This is a genomic window from Pseudomonas sp. GW821-FHT03C07 (assembly GCF_059420925.1).
In genome coordinates, this window is record NZ_JBWKUQ010000017.1 from 1 (window position 1) to 13,549 (window position 13,549).

A 13,549-nucleotide genomic window follows, 5' to 3' on the forward strand; every position below is an offset into this window, starting at 1 on the left:
CTGTCGTCTTCCCACCAGACGTAGACTTCATCGCCCCAGGTCGGACGCTGGCCCTGGCGCTCGGCGTTGGCGACGAACGACTGGACCAGCTTGCCGCAAGGCAACTCGACGTAGAACACCGAGTGGCCACCCAGGTAAGCGATATCGTGGACCTTGCCCCGCGACCAGTTGTACTCGCAGGTCGGCTGCACCGGGGTCACCAGCAGTTTTTCCGGGCGAATCGCGTAGGTGACCCGTTTGTCCTGCACCGAGGTGCTGACACCGTGGCCGACGTAGATGTCGCGCTCCAGCTCCGGGCTGGCGATCCGCGCGTAACCTTCGGCGTCGTCCACCACTTCACCTTCGAAGATGTTGACGTTACCAATGAACTCGCAGACCAGGCGGCTGGTCGGGGTTTCGTAGATGTCGATCGGGCTGCCGATCTGGGCGATCCAGCCCAGGTGCATGATGGCGATCCGCTCGGCCATGGTCATGGCCTCTTCCTGGTCGTGGGTCACCATGATGCAGGTCACACCGACGCGCTCGATGATCTCGACAAGCTCAAGCTGCATTTGCGAGCGCAGCTTCTTGTCCAAAGCACCCATGGGCTCGTCGAGCAACAACAACTTCGGCCGCTTGGCCAGCGAACGGGCCAGGGCCACGCGCTGACGCTGGCCACCGGAGAGCTGGTGTGGCTTGCGCTTGGCGTACTGGCTCATCTGCACCAGCTTGAGCATTTCGGCCACGCGGGCGTCGATCTCGGCCTTGGGGATCTTGTCCTGTTGCAGGCCAAAGGCGATGTTCTGCGCCACGGTCATATGCGGAAACAAGGCGTAGGACTGGAACATCATATTGATCGGCCGCTCATAGGGCGGCAGGTCGGTGATGTCGACACCGTCGAGGTAAATCCGCCCTTCGCTCGGACGCTCGAAGCCGGCGAGCATGCGCAGCAAGGTGGATTTGCCCGAACCCGATCCGCCGAGCAGGGCGAAGATCTCGCCCTTCTTGATTTCCAGGGACACATCGTCCACGGCAATCGTCTCATCGAACTTCTTCGTGACCCGGTCGATTTTGACCAGCACCTGCTTCGGTGTCTGCTCGCCCTCGAGGGTTTTCTTATAGGCGCCGGAGGCAACTGCCATTTGTAAAACTCCCAACAAGATTTAGCCGCCGGACCTGGGTGACCCGGCTTTGGATGGTTCGACCCACGGGCATCATTTGCCCGACTTGACCTTGGTCCAGCTGCGGGTCATCAAACGTTGGATTTTCGGGGGTAGCTCAGCATTGACGTACAGCTTGTCCACTACGGCCTGCGGTGGGTAAACCGCTTCGTCGGTACGCACGGACGGGTCCATCAGAGCGCCAGCCTTTGGGTTCGGGTTGGCATAACCGACATAATCGCTGACCTGGGCAATCGCTTCAGGTTGCAGCAGATAATTGATAAAGGCGTGAGCCTCCTTGACGTTACCGGCGTCCTTGGGAATCGCCAGCATGTCGAACCAGAGGTTGCCGCCCTCCTTGGGAATCACATAGGCGATGTTCACGCCTTTCTTGGCTTCTTCGGCGCGTTTCCTGGCCTGGAAGATGTCGCCGGAGAACCCGGCCGCCACGCAGATGTCGCCGTTGGCCAGATCGGAAATGTATTTGGCGGAGTGGAAGTAGGTGACGTAGGGCCGGACCTTCAGCAGCTTCTCTTCGGCCAGCTTGTAGTCTTTTTCGTTGGTACTGTTGGGACTCAGGCCCATGTAGTTGAGCACCGCCGGCAGCATCTCATCGGCCGAATCGAGGAACGCCACGCCGCAGCTGGAGAGCTTCTTCAAGTTCTCCGGCTCGAACAACACCGCCCAGGAGTCGATCTTGTCGACGCCCAGCGCCGCCTTGACCTTCTCGACGTTGTAGCCGATGCCGTTGGTACCCCACAGATAAGGCACGGCGTACTGGTTGCCCGGGTCGTTCTTTTCCAGACGCTTCATCAACGCCGGGTCGAGGTTCAGGTAGTTCGGCAACTGCGCCTTGTCGAGCTTCTGGAACGCGCCCGCCTTGATCTGCTTGCCGAGGAAGTGGTTGGACGGCACCACCACGTCATAGCCGGTGTGGCCGGCCAGCAACTTGCCTTCCAGGGTTTCATTGGAATCGAAGACGTCATAGACCGGCACAATGCCGGTGGCCTTCTGGAAATCCGCCAGGGTGGTCTGCCCGATATAATCCGACCAGTTATAAATATGCACGGTCGGCGCCGCTTGCACACTGACCGCCAAGGTCAGCGCTGCGCCCGCCAGCATGGCGTTGCGAAATAAAGAAATAGACAAGTGGAGGTCCTCTAGAAATCCACGGGAGCCGCCAAAGGCTGCGCAGCTCCCGGGAGTTGTCTCAAATCGACTTATTTACCCGATTTGATCTTGGTCCAGCTGCGGGTCATTTCGCGCTGGGTCGCCGCCGGCAAGTCGGCGATGGCATACAGCTTGGCCTGCACATCCGCAGGCGGGTAGATGCCCGGGTCGCTGGTAATGCTCGGGTCAACCAGTGCGGTCGCCTTCTCGTTACCGTTAGGGAAACGCACGCTGTCGGTGATCGCCGCCATGACTTCCGGCTTGAGCAGGTAGTTCATGAACTTGTAGGCCGCTTCGGTGTTTTCCGCATCTTTAGGGATCGACACCATGTCGTAGAAGCTGCCAGCCCCTTCTTTCGGAATGCTGTAGGCGACCTTGACCTTGTCACCGGCTTCGGCGGCACGGGACTTGGCCTGCTGGACATCACCCGAGTAACCGATGGCGACGCAGATGTTGCCGTTGGCCAGGTCGGAGATGTACTTGGACGAGTGGAAGTAGGAGATCGACGGACGCAGTTTGAGGAACAGGTCTTCGGCTTTCTTCAGATCGTCCTTTTTCTGGGTGTCGGTCGGCAGACCCAAGTAGTGCAGGGCCACCGGCAGCATTTCGGTCGGCGAATCGAGGAAGCTCACGCCGCAGCTCTTGAGCTTGGCAAGGTTCTCCGGCTTGAGCACCGTGTCCCAGGAGTCGATCTTGTCCACGCCCAGCGCGGCCTTGACCTTCTCCGGGTTGTAACCGATGCCGATCGAGCCCCACATGTACGGGAAGGCGTGTTTGTTGCCCGGGTCACTGACCGAGACGGCCTTGAGCAGCGACGGGTTCAGGTTGCCGTAGTTGGACAACTTCGACTTGTCCAGCTCCTGGTAGACACCGGCCTTGATCTGCTTGGCCAGGAAGTTGTTGGATGGCACAACGACATCGTAACCGGACTTGCCGGCCAGTAACTTGGCTTCCAGGGTTTCGTTACTGTCGAAGACGTCGTAAACCACCTTGATGCCAGACTCTTTTTCAAAGTTGGCCACGGTGTCCGGTGCGATGTAGTCGGACCAGTTGTAAACGTGCAGCACCTTGTCGTCCGCGTGAGCGGCACCAGCCATGACACCCGCCAACGACAGGGCGAGGAGAGTCTTGCCGGCTACGTTCTTACCTAATGCCTTCATGCGTCATGCTCCAATTGTTCTTTTTAACCCGCTGTTCGGCGGCCGATTCCAGGGCAACTCGAAACAGTGGGGGTAGTCTGGCAAGATCCAAGGCAGCCTTTCAAGAAAAGACCACCCTTTCTGATTGCTCTGAGCGAAAGCACCTACACCGTACTTCCGGCTCAGAGCCTAGCACTTAGCCCTGTAACACACTCAGGGTCAGATCCAGGCACTTGCGTGCCTTGGCCACCAACTCGTCGATCTCGGTCTTGCTGATCACCAGTGGCGGCGCAATGATCATGGTGTCGCCAACGGCACGCATGATCAGTCCATTATCGAAGCAAAACTGCCGGCAGATCATGCCGACGCCTTTACCTTCATACCGCGCACGGGTGGCCTTGTCCTTGACCAGTTCGATGGCGCCCAACAGGCCCACACCGCGAACTTCACCCACCAATGGGTGATCGTTCAGCTCCCGTAGACGTTTCTGCAAATAGGGTGCCGTTTCGCTGTGGACACGCTCGATAATTTTTTCTTCGCGCAGGATACGGATGTTTTCCAGGGCCACGGCAGCGGCCACCGGATGGCCGGAATAAGTGAAACCGTGGTTGAAATCACCGCCTTCGTTGAGCACCGCGACCACTTCGTCACGCACGATCAGGCCACCCATGGGGATATAACCGGAGGTCAGGCCCTTGGCGATGGTCATCATGTCCGGTTTGAGGCCGTAGAAATCACTGCCAAACCACTCACCGGTGCGACCGAAACCACAGATCACTTCGTCGGCGACGAAGAGAATGTCGTACTTGGCGAGGATTTCCTTGATCCGCGGCCAGTAGCTGTCCGGCGGCACGATCACCCCGCCTGCGCCCTGGATCGGCTCGGCGATAAAGGCGCCGACGTTGTCGACACCGAGCTCGAGGATCTTTTCTTCCAACTGGTTGGCCGCCCAGACCCCGAACTCTTCCGGGCTCATGTCGCCACCTTCGGCGAACCAGTACGGCTGCGGGATATGGACGATGCCCGGGATCGGCAAGTCGCCCTGCTCGTGCATATAGGTCATGCCGCCCAGGCTCGCGCCGGCCACGGTAGAACCGTGATAGCCGTTCTTGCGACTGATAATGACCTTCTTGTTCGGCTGGCCCTTGATCGCCCAGTAGTGGCGGACCATACGCAGCATGGTGTCGTTGCCTTCCGAGCCGGAACCGGTGAAGAACACGTGGTTCATGCCTTCAGGCGCGATGTCGGAGATCGCCTTGGCCAGCTCCAGCACCGGCGGGTGGGCGGTCTGGAAGAACAGGTTGTAATACGGCAGCTCGCGCATTTGCTTGCTGGCGGCGTCGGCCAGCTCATCGCGACCGTAGCCGATGGCCACGCACCAGAGGCCGGCCATGCCGTCGAGGATCTGGTGGCCTTCGCTGTCCCAGAGGTAAACGCCCTTGGCGTGGGTGATGATGCGCGGGCCTTTCTCTTTCAACTGCTTGAAGTCGCTGAAGGGCGCCAGGTGGTGGTCGCGGCTCAGGTCTTGCCATTCACGGGTTTGCGGGTTGTTGCTGGTCATACGGTTCTCCTAGATTCCAGTAGCGGCGCGCTCGTCACGACCCGCGCCCGGCGCATCAGACGGCGAAGAGCAGAAACTCCCGCTCCCACGAACTGATCACGCGCTTGAAGTTTTCATGCTCGGCCCGCTTGACCGCGACGTAGCCCGTGATGAATTTCTTGCCCAGGTATTTCTCGATGGTCTTGCTGTTTTCCATCCGTTCCAGGGCGTCCTCGATGGTCAGCGGCAGGCGCAGGTTGCGGCGCTCGTAACCTCGACCGACCACCGGGGCACTCGGGTTGAGGCCTTCGACCATACCGATGTAGCCGCACAACAGGCTTGCAGCAATCGCCAGGTAGGGGTTGGCGTCGGCGCCTGGCAGACGGTTTTCCACGCGGCGGTTCTGCGGGCCGGCATCCGGTACCCGCAGGCCGACGGTGCGGTTTTCTTCACCCCATTCGACGTTCACCGGGGCCGAGGTATCCGGCAGGAAGCGGCGGAACGAGTTGACGTTCGGCGCGAACAGCGGCAACAACTCGGGGATCAGCTTCTGCAGGCCACCGATGTGGTGCAGGAACAGTTGGCTCATGCTTCCGTCTTCATTGGAGAAGACGTTCTTGCCGGTGGCGATGTCGATGATGCTCTGGTGCAGGTGCATGGCGCTGCCCGGCTCGCCGGTCATGGGTTTGGCCATGAAGGTCGCCGCCACGTCGTGCTTGAGCGCCGCTTCGCGCATGGTGCGTTTGAACACCAGGATCTGGTCGGCCAGGGACAGCGCGTCGCCATGCCGGAAGTTGATTTCCATCTGCGCCGTGCCGTCCTCATGGATCAGCGTGTCGAGGTCCAGCTCCTGCAATTCGCACCAGTCGTAGACGTCTTCGAACAGTGGGTCGAATTCGTTGGCCGCTTCAATGGAGAAGGACTGGCGACCGGTCTCCGGGCGCCCGGAACGGCCGATCGGCGGCTGCAGCGGGTAGTCCGGATCGTCGCTGCGCTTGGTCAGGTAGAACTCCATTTCCGGCGCCACGATCGGCTGCCAGCCCTTGTCGGCATAGAGTGCCAGGACCTTCTTGAGCACGTTGCGCGGCGACAGCTCGATGGGGTTGCCTTGTTTGTCGTAGGTGTCGTGGATCACCTGGGCGGTGGGTTCGATGGCCCAGGGCACCAGGTACACCGCATTGCTGTCGGGGCGACAGATCATGTCGATGTCGGCCGGGTCGAGCAATTCGTAATAGATGTCGTCTTCGACATAGTCGCCGGTCACCGTCTGCAACAGCACGCTCTCGGGCAGACGCATGCCTTTTTCGGCTATGAACTTGTTGGTCGGCGAGATCTTGCCCCGGGTGATGCCGGTGAGGTCGGCAATCATGCATTCGACTTCTGTGATCTTGTGGTCTTTCAACCAATCGGTGAGCTGGTCGAGGTTGTTACTCATAAATGCCTCTGGGTTGGGTTTCCTGACGTCTGCACTGGCATGGCATGGGCGGGACCATACTGCACGTCCAGGGGCTGGGATTCGTCTTCACGATGATCGATGAAGGTTCCAACCTCATGAACCTTTGGATGCAGGGTGCTGCGGTCCCGTGCAGAATCATGAGCAGTGCCCGGCGCGCTGGCCGGACCGCCGTACAAATGCGCTTCGAGGTTGGAAGGAGAGCCGGTAAACAGGAGTCCATCCAGGCCGTCGAGAATATCGGACGGATCCGGCAGTTCGGCCAGGGATGGAAGAATCGGCGGCAGCCCTTTGGCTGCGACAGCGACGGCACGGACATATTTGTCGCCACTGATGTGATAGGCATGCAAACCGATCTGTTTGGAGCATGCGGTAACGCCGATTAACGGCAGGCGAGACATGAAGCACCCCGGTATTATTGCTGTTATGGGTTTCAATCGAGCTTAGCCTTGTTCATTTTTTTACACAACACCCCCGTAAAAAATACAACACGGCCCGCTCAAGCCCGCGGTACCGGAGAGCGGCCGGGGCAAAAATTTGCCCCAAAAGGCCGCAAAAAAGCCCTTCAAGCGCTTTTTCAGGGCAAAAAAGGCCTCGCTTGACTTCGGCATGCCGTTCGGGTTGACTGAAACCAGAAAAGATCAATGATTGATATTTTTAACAACAAAGGTGTTGCATCATGTCGGTACCCCCGCGTGCCGTTCAGCTTAACGAAGCGAACGCGTTCCTTAAGGATCATCCTGAGGTTCTGTACGTAGACCTTCTAATTGCGGATATGAATGGTGTGGTGCGCGGCAAGCGCATCGAACGCACCAGCCTCCACAAGGTTTACGAGAAAGGCATCAACCTGCCTGCCTCTCTATTTGCCCTGGATATCAATGGCTCGACGGTGGAAAGCACTGGCCTGGGTCTGGACATCGGCGATGCTGACCGAATCTGTTATCCGATCCCCGACACCCTGTGCAATGAACCTTGGCAAAAGCGCCCGACCGCGCAGTTGCTGATGACCATGCACGAACTTGAAGGTGCACCTTTCTTCGCCGATCCTCGCGAAGTCCTGCGGCAAGTCGTGAGCAAGTTCGACGAGCTCGGCCTGACCATCTGCGCCGCGTTCGAGCTGGAGTTCTACCTGATCGACCAGGAGAACGTGAACGGCCGCCCGCAACCGCCCCGCTCACCGATCTCCGGCAAACGCCCACACTCGACCCAGGTCTACCTGATCGACGACCTCGACGAATACGTCGACTGCCTCCAGGACATCCTGGAAGGTGCGAAAGAGCAAGGCATCCCGGCCGACGCCATTGTCAAGGAAAGTGCCCCGGCGCAGTTCGAAGTGAACCTGCACCACGTCGCCGACCCGATCAAGGCCTGCGACTACGCGGTCCTGCTCAAGCGCCTGATCAAGAACATCGCCTACGACCATGAGATGGACACCACCTTCATGGCCAAGCCTTACCCGGGCCAGGCAGGCAATGGGCTGCACGTCCATATCTCGATTCTCGACAAGGAAGGCAAGAACATCTTTGCCAGCGAGGATCCCGAGCAGAACGCCGCGCTGCGTCACGCGATCGGCGGTGTGCTCGAGACCCTACCGGCGCAGATGGCCTTCCTCTGCCCGAACGTCAACTCCTACCGGCGTTTCGGCGCACAGTTCTACGTGCCGAACTCGCCGTGCTGGGGCCTGGACAACCGCACGGTGGCGATTCGCGTACCGACCGGCTCGTCCGACGCCGTGCGGATCGAACACCGGGTCGCCGGTGCCGATGCCAACCCGTATCTGTTGATGGCTTCCGTTCTGGCCGGTATTCACCACGGCCTGACCAACAAGATCGAGCCGGGTGCGCCGGTGGAAGGCAACAGCTACGAGCAGAACGAGCAGAGCCTGCCGAACAACCTGCGCGATGCCCTGCGCGAGCTGGACGACAGCGAGATCATGGCCAAGTACATCGATCCGAAATACATCGATATCTTCGTCGCCTGCAAAGAGAGCGAGCTGGAGGAGTTCGAACACTCCATCTCCGACCTCGAGTACAACTGGTACCTGCATACCGTGTAAGCGCTTGCGGCAATAAAGAAGAACGCCGCCGGCCTAGCGCCTGCGGCGTTTTTTTTGGGCTCCGTCAGGTAGACAGAGGCGCTCCCTTCGCGGGCAAGCTCCGCTCCCACAAGTCATGCAGCGCCTGAAAAATCCGAGTACGACACTGCCTTTGTGGGAGCGGAGCTTGCCCGCGATGGCGTACTCACAGACTCTGCAGAACCTCGCGTACAATGCCCGCTGCCCTTGTCGGAGAACCCCATGACCCGCCCCGCCACCGCTCGCAAACCCCGTGCACGCAGCCAGGCCCGGATCGACTCGATCCTCGACGCCGCGCGCACCTTGCTTGCCGCCGAAGGCGTGGCCAGTCTGTCGATCTACAGCGTGGCGGAGCGGGCCGAGATCCCACCGTCCTCGGTCTATCACTTCTTCGCCAGCGTCCCGGCCCTGCTCGAAGCCCTGACCAATGACGTGCACGCAGCCTTTCGCGCCACCCTGCAAGCCCCCATCGATCACCAGGCCCTCAGCAGTTGGCGCGACCTGTCACGCCTGGTAGAGCAGCGGATGCTGAACGTCTACGAAGAGGATGCGGCGGCGCGTCAGTTGATCCTCGCGCAGCACGGCCTGACCGAGGTCACCCAGGCCGACCGCCAGCATGACATCGAGCTCGGCGATTTGATGCACAAGCTGTTTATCCGGCATTTCGAATTGCCGGCATTGCCGGCCGAGGTCGATGTGTTCGCCCTGGCGATGGAGCTGGGGGATCGGGTCTACGCGCGCTCGGTGCAGTTGCACGACCAGATCACGCCACGCATGGCCGAGGAAGGCATGCGGGTATTCGATGCGTACCTGGGGCTGTATTTACCACCCTATCTGCCCCGGCGCGAGCACCCACTCTAAAGAACGACACCGGCCCTTGTAGGAGCCAGCTTGCTGGCGATGGTCGTCAACGATAACGCGGGGCGTCAGAATAATCGCGGTGTAGCGACATTCATCGCCAGCAAGCTGGCTCCTGCAGTGACCGCGTTGAACCCAGGGTCACGCGATCAGAACGGCGCATCACCAACAATGGTCGCCCGATGCATCACCCGCCGATTCGGCCGGTAATCGTCCACCGCATAATGCTGGGTCACGCGGTTGTCCCAGAAGGCCACGTCATTCTCCTGCCAGCGCCAGCGAATGGTGAACTCCGGGCGCGTCGCGTGGGCGAACAGCAACTTGAGAATCACCTCGCTCTCGGCCTCTTCCAGCTCGTTGATACGAGTGGTGAAGCCCTCGTTGACGAATAACGCCTTGCGCCCGCTCACCGGGTGCGTGCGGATCACCGGGTGCGACAGCGGAGGATTCTTCCTGCGGGTCTCCTCCCAACGCGCCAGGTCCTCGGGGCTATTGCCAAAGCGCTCGACGGGAAACGACTTGATGAAGTTGTGACTGGCCGTCAGCCCGTCCAGCAGTTGCCGCAACGGCGCCGACAAGGCCTCGAACGCGGCAATGCCGCTGGCCCACAGGGTGTCGCCGCCAAACGCCGGCAGCTGCTTGGCGCTGAGCACCGCCCCCAGCGCCGGAGTCGGCAGGAAGGTCACGTCGGTGTGCCAGACCGCGTTGTCGCGCACATCGGTGACGGCCGTATCGAGAATGAGTACCTCCGGCTGCTCCGGTACGTTCGGGTAAATCGGATGAATATGCAGGTCGCCGAAATGCGCCGCAAAGGTCGCCTGTTGCGCCGGGTTCAACGGCTGGTTGCGAAAGAACAGTACCTGATACTTGAGCAGGGCCTGCTGGATGGCGTCGCGGTGCTCGACGATCAACGGCCGGTTCAAGGCAATGCCGTCGATCTGCGCACCCAGGGCGGCGCTCAGGGGAGTAAGGGTCAGGCTCATGATCGCTCTCTTCAAATACGCGCCGGGCTGTCGGCGTGGTCAATACGTTGCGCTCTATCAGTGAGCCTGGCCGTGCCACGGCACCAGCTTGCGTTGCAGGGCGCGCAAGCCCAGCTCCATGGCAAAGGCGATGAGGGCGATCAGCAGGATCCCCAGCACCACCACATCGGTCACCAGGAACTGCGCGGCCGACTGCACCATAAACCCCAGGCCGCTGGTGGCGGCGATCAGTTCGGCGGCCACCAGGGTCGACCAGCCGACACCCAGACCAATGCGCACACCGGTGAGAATCTCCGGCAAGGCGCTGGGCAGGATCACATGGCGAATCAGTTGGGCACGGGTGGCGCCCAGGGATTGCGCGGCCCGCAGCTTGGCCGGGTCGACGGTACGCACACCGGTGGCCGTGGCGATGGCGATCGGGGCGAAAATCGCCAGGTAGATCAGCAGCACTTTCGACAACTCGCCGATCCCGCACCAGATCACGATCAGGGGCAGATAGGCCAGCGGCGGAATGGGCCGGTAGAACTCGATCAGCGGATCAAAAATGCCCCGGGCAATGCGGTTGTGGCCGATGGCGATGCCCACGGGAATCGCGCTCAGCACCGCAAAGCCGAGACCCAGGCCGATACGCCCTAGGCTCGCGCCCAGGTGCTGCCAGAGGGTCGAGTCCATGTAGCCCTTGGTCGCCAGCAACCAGCCTTTTTCCAGCACCGCGCCAGGCGCAGGCAAAAACAAAGGCTCGATAACGCCCGCGGCGGTCACTGCCCACCAGAGCAGGATCAAGGTCAACAGGGTCAGCACGCTGATCCAGCGCGTGCTTAGACTACGACGTACGGGCACGGCTTTCGGCTTGCTCGCCAGCGTTACCGGCAATTCATAGCTGCTCATACGAACTCCTGCCGTTGGGCGGCGCTGCGTTGGGAGAACACACGGGCCAGCACGTGCTCGCGGGTTTCGATAAAACGCGGGTCGGACTTGATCGCCCGGGCCGACTCACCGGCGCTGTAGCGCCGGCCGAAATCCAGACTCAGGCGTTCGACGATCTGCCCCGGATTCGGCGCCAGCAGAATCAGGTCGGTGGCGAGAAAAACCGCTTCTTCTATATCGTGGGTAATCAGGAACACCGGCTTGGCGGTGCGTCGCCAGACTTGCAGCAACAACTCCTGCATCTGTTCGCGGGTAAAGGCATCGAGGGCGCCGAACGGCTCATCCATCAGCAACACCCGAGGGTCCGCCGCCAGGGCACGGGCCAGGCCGACACGCTGTTTCTGACCACCGGAAAGTTGCCAGATCCGGCGCTTGTCGAAACCGGCCAGATCCACCAGGGCGAGCATCTCCCGGGCGCGGCTTTCGCGCTGCGACCGAGGCACCCCCGCCAGCTCCAGACCGAAGCCGACATTGGCCAGCACATCCTGCCAGGGCAACAAGGCGTCATCCTGGAACACCACACCACGCTCGGCACTCGGGCCCTTGACCGGCACGCCGTCGAGGGTGATGCGGCCGGCGCTCGGTTCGACGAAGCCGGCGATCAGGTTCAACAGCGAAGTCTTGCCACTCCCCGAAGGGCCGAGAGCCACCAGCAGTTGCTGAGGACCGAGGCTGAGGGAAATATCCGCCAGCACCGGCTCGGCCGCGCCGGGGTACTGTGCGCTGATGCGCTCCAGTTGTAACAAGGCCATGACGGCGGCTCCTCGACTGAATCAGTTGGTGATGAACTTGGCGCTTACGAAGGGGGCGTAGTCCGGCAGCACGGCCTCGACCTTGCCCTGCTCTTTCAGGAACGCAGCGGTGTCGGTGATGGCCTGGGCGGTCGGCTTGCCGAGGACGCTGACCTGGTCAGCCGCCAGCGGGTAGACGTTGCCTTGCAGCAGCAGGGGAATATCAGAGGCCTTGGCACCGGAGAGCTTCACCAGCTTGTCGACATTGCCCTTGTCCGCCAGCCAGGCTTGCGGGTCCTTGCGGTACTGGGCGTAGGCATCCAGGGTGACCTTGGCGAAGGCCTTGACGATCTCCGGGTGCTTCTCGGCAAAGTCCTTGCGCACGATCCAGGCATCGAAGGTCGGCGCACCGAACTTGGCCAGTTCGCCGGAAGTGATCAGCACCTTGCCGTTTTCCTTGGCCACGCCCAGGGCCGGGTCCCAAACGTAGGTGGCGTCGATATCACCGCGCTTCCAGGCGGCAATAATGGCCGGTGGCGCGAGGTTGAGAATCTGTACTTTCGAAGGATCGATGTTCCAGTGCTTCAGCGCGGCCAGCAGGCTGTAGTGCCCAGTGGAAACGAAAGGCACGGCGACTTTCTTGCCGATCAGGTCCTGGGGCGAATTGATCCCCGAGCCGTCACGGGCCACCAGGGCTTCGGCGGCGCCGATCTGGGTGGCGATCAGGAAGGTTTCCACCGGTACCTTGCGGGTGATGGCTGCGGTCAGCGGGCTGGAACCGAGGTAACCGATCTGTACATCGCCCGAAGCGATGGCGGCGATGATGTCGGCGCCGTTATCGAACTTGCGCCAGTCGATCTTCGCTTGCGTGGCCTTTTCATAAGCGCCGTCGGCCTGGGCGACTTTCGCCGGATCGACGGTGGTCTGGTAGGCCACGGTGACATCGGCGGCCTGGGCAAACCAGCTGGCCCCAGCCAGGGACAGGGCCGCCAGGAGACGGAGCGGAGCAGGGAGTTTCATGGGACAAGTTCCTCGACAGGCGACCGGGAATCGGCATGTCGAGAGACTAAATGATCTAAGAATCTTAAAATAAATAACTTATTAGCATTAGCTTATGAGTCAAAATATGACACTCGCGACAGCGCTGTTGAGCCCCGCAGCACCAACGCAGACCCGCCCGTCTCTAAGGAGGATCGTGCAGGCAGCCGCGCAGAGGAAAATCCGCACAAGAACTAAAACCGACGAATGAAGGTGCATCCCGTGCTTTTTCTTCTATGGTTCTTTGCACAGCAACGTGTCAACCGTCCGGCTGAATCAGACAAATGCTGTAATAAATTGACGGGAGTAGCAGCGTTTAGCCATGATTGCGTCGCCTTTTTGAACTTTCCTGTCCCTGAGAACCTGTCTCAAATACAGATTGAGCTAAAAAAGGGGCTAAAAATACTTTTCAGAAATAAGTCTGGAGGCCGATACACTCCTCAGGCTTGGGTAAACCCCCAGGCGGATTATTCCTGAATCGTCTTAAAAAGGACGAA

Annotated in this window: 11 protein-coding genes and 1 pseudogene; 2 read left to right on the top strand and 10 right to left on the bottom strand. The window is 60.5% G+C overall.

Annotated elements, in window-relative coordinates; genetic code table 11:
* From AC07VG_RS25670 to AC07VG_RS25695, 6 genes and pseudogenes are all read right to left on the bottom strand, one after another.
* Positions 1–1,121, bottom strand: a 1,121-nt coding sequence (locus AC07VG_RS25670) for an ABC transporter ATP-binding protein (RefSeq protein ID WP_495022118.1), incomplete at its 3' end; no start/stop codon positions are given.
* A 72-nt stretch (positions 1,122–1,193) separates the two neighbouring features.
* Positions 1,194–2,288 carry a polyamine ABC transporter substrate-binding protein gene (locus AC07VG_RS25675; protein WP_495022119.1) on the bottom strand — a complete coding sequence of 365 codons (1,095 nt, stop codon included), beginning with the start codon at positions 2,286–2,288 and terminating at the stop codon, positions 1,194–1,196.
* A gap of 71 nt (positions 2,289–2,359) precedes the next feature.
* Complete coding sequence (locus AC07VG_RS25680; protein WP_495003067.1) at positions 2,360–3,469, bottom strand: polyamine ABC transporter substrate-binding protein; 1,110 nt, start codon at positions 3,467–3,469, stop codon at positions 2,360–2,362.
* Positions 3,470–3,644: 175 nt separating this feature from the next.
* The gene (locus AC07VG_RS25685; RefSeq protein WP_495022120.1) at positions 3,645–5,009 is read right to left on the bottom strand and encodes an aspartate aminotransferase family protein; all 1,365 of its coding nucleotides are present in this window, start codon (positions 5,007–5,009) and stop codon (positions 3,645–3,647) included.
* A gap of 55 nt (positions 5,010–5,064) precedes the next feature.
* On the bottom strand, positions 5,065–6,423 hold the full coding sequence (locus tag AC07VG_RS25690) for a glutamine synthetase family protein (protein ID WP_495003065.1): 1,359 nt from the start codon (positions 6,421–6,423) through the stop codon (positions 5,065–5,067).
* A gap of 20 nt (positions 6,424–6,443) precedes the next feature.
* A pseudogene (locus tag AC07VG_RS25695) lies at positions 6,444–6,842 on the bottom strand (gamma-glutamyl-gamma-aminobutyrate hydrolase family protein); the annotation flags it as partial.
* A gap of 278 nt (positions 6,843–7,120) precedes the next feature.
* On the opposite strand from AC07VG_RS25695, the gene AC07VG_RS25700 reads away from it, so the two are divergent.
* Both AC07VG_RS25700 and AC07VG_RS25705 read left to right on the top strand, forming a co-directional pair.
* Positions 7,121–8,497, top strand: coding sequence for a glutamine synthetase family protein (locus AC07VG_RS25700; protein WP_121135909.1), 1,377 nt, complete (start codon positions 7,121–7,123; stop codon positions 8,495–8,497).
* Positions 8,498–8,737: 240 nt separating this feature from the next.
* Positions 8,738–9,376 (top strand): TetR/AcrR family transcriptional regulator, encoded by a 639-nt coding sequence (locus tag AC07VG_RS25705; protein ID WP_495003064.1) that lies wholly within the window; start codon positions 8,738–8,740, stop codon positions 9,374–9,376.
* Between the two features lie 146 nt (positions 9,377–9,522).
* On the opposite strand, the gene tauD is transcribed toward AC07VG_RS25705, so the two are convergent.
* Genes tauD through tauA form a run of 4 tightly spaced genes read right to left on the bottom strand, consistent with a single transcriptional unit; the run spans position 9,523 to position 13,034 of the window.
* Entirely contained in the window at positions 9,523–10,356 is an 834-nt protein-coding gene (gene tauD / locus AC07VG_RS25710; protein WP_495003063.1) for a taurine dioxygenase, read from the bottom strand.
* Between the two features lie 57 nt (positions 10,357–10,413).
* On the bottom strand, positions 10,414–11,244 hold the full coding sequence (gene tauC, locus AC07VG_RS25715) for a taurine ABC transporter permease TauC (RefSeq protein WP_495003062.1): 831 nt from the start codon (positions 11,242–11,244) through the stop codon (positions 10,414–10,416).
* Complete coding sequence (tauB, locus tag AC07VG_RS25720; RefSeq protein WP_495003061.1) at positions 11,241–12,035, bottom strand: taurine ABC transporter ATP-binding subunit; 795 nt, start codon at positions 12,033–12,035, stop codon at positions 11,241–11,243. Before tauB ends, tauC begins: the two co-directional genes overlap by 4 nt.
* 21 nt (positions 12,036–12,056) lie before the next feature.
* Complete coding sequence (tauA, locus tag AC07VG_RS25725; protein WP_495003060.1) at positions 12,057–13,034, bottom strand: taurine ABC transporter substrate-binding protein; 978 nt, start codon at positions 13,032–13,034, stop codon at positions 12,057–12,059.
* Positions 13,035–13,549 lie beyond the last annotated feature (515 nt).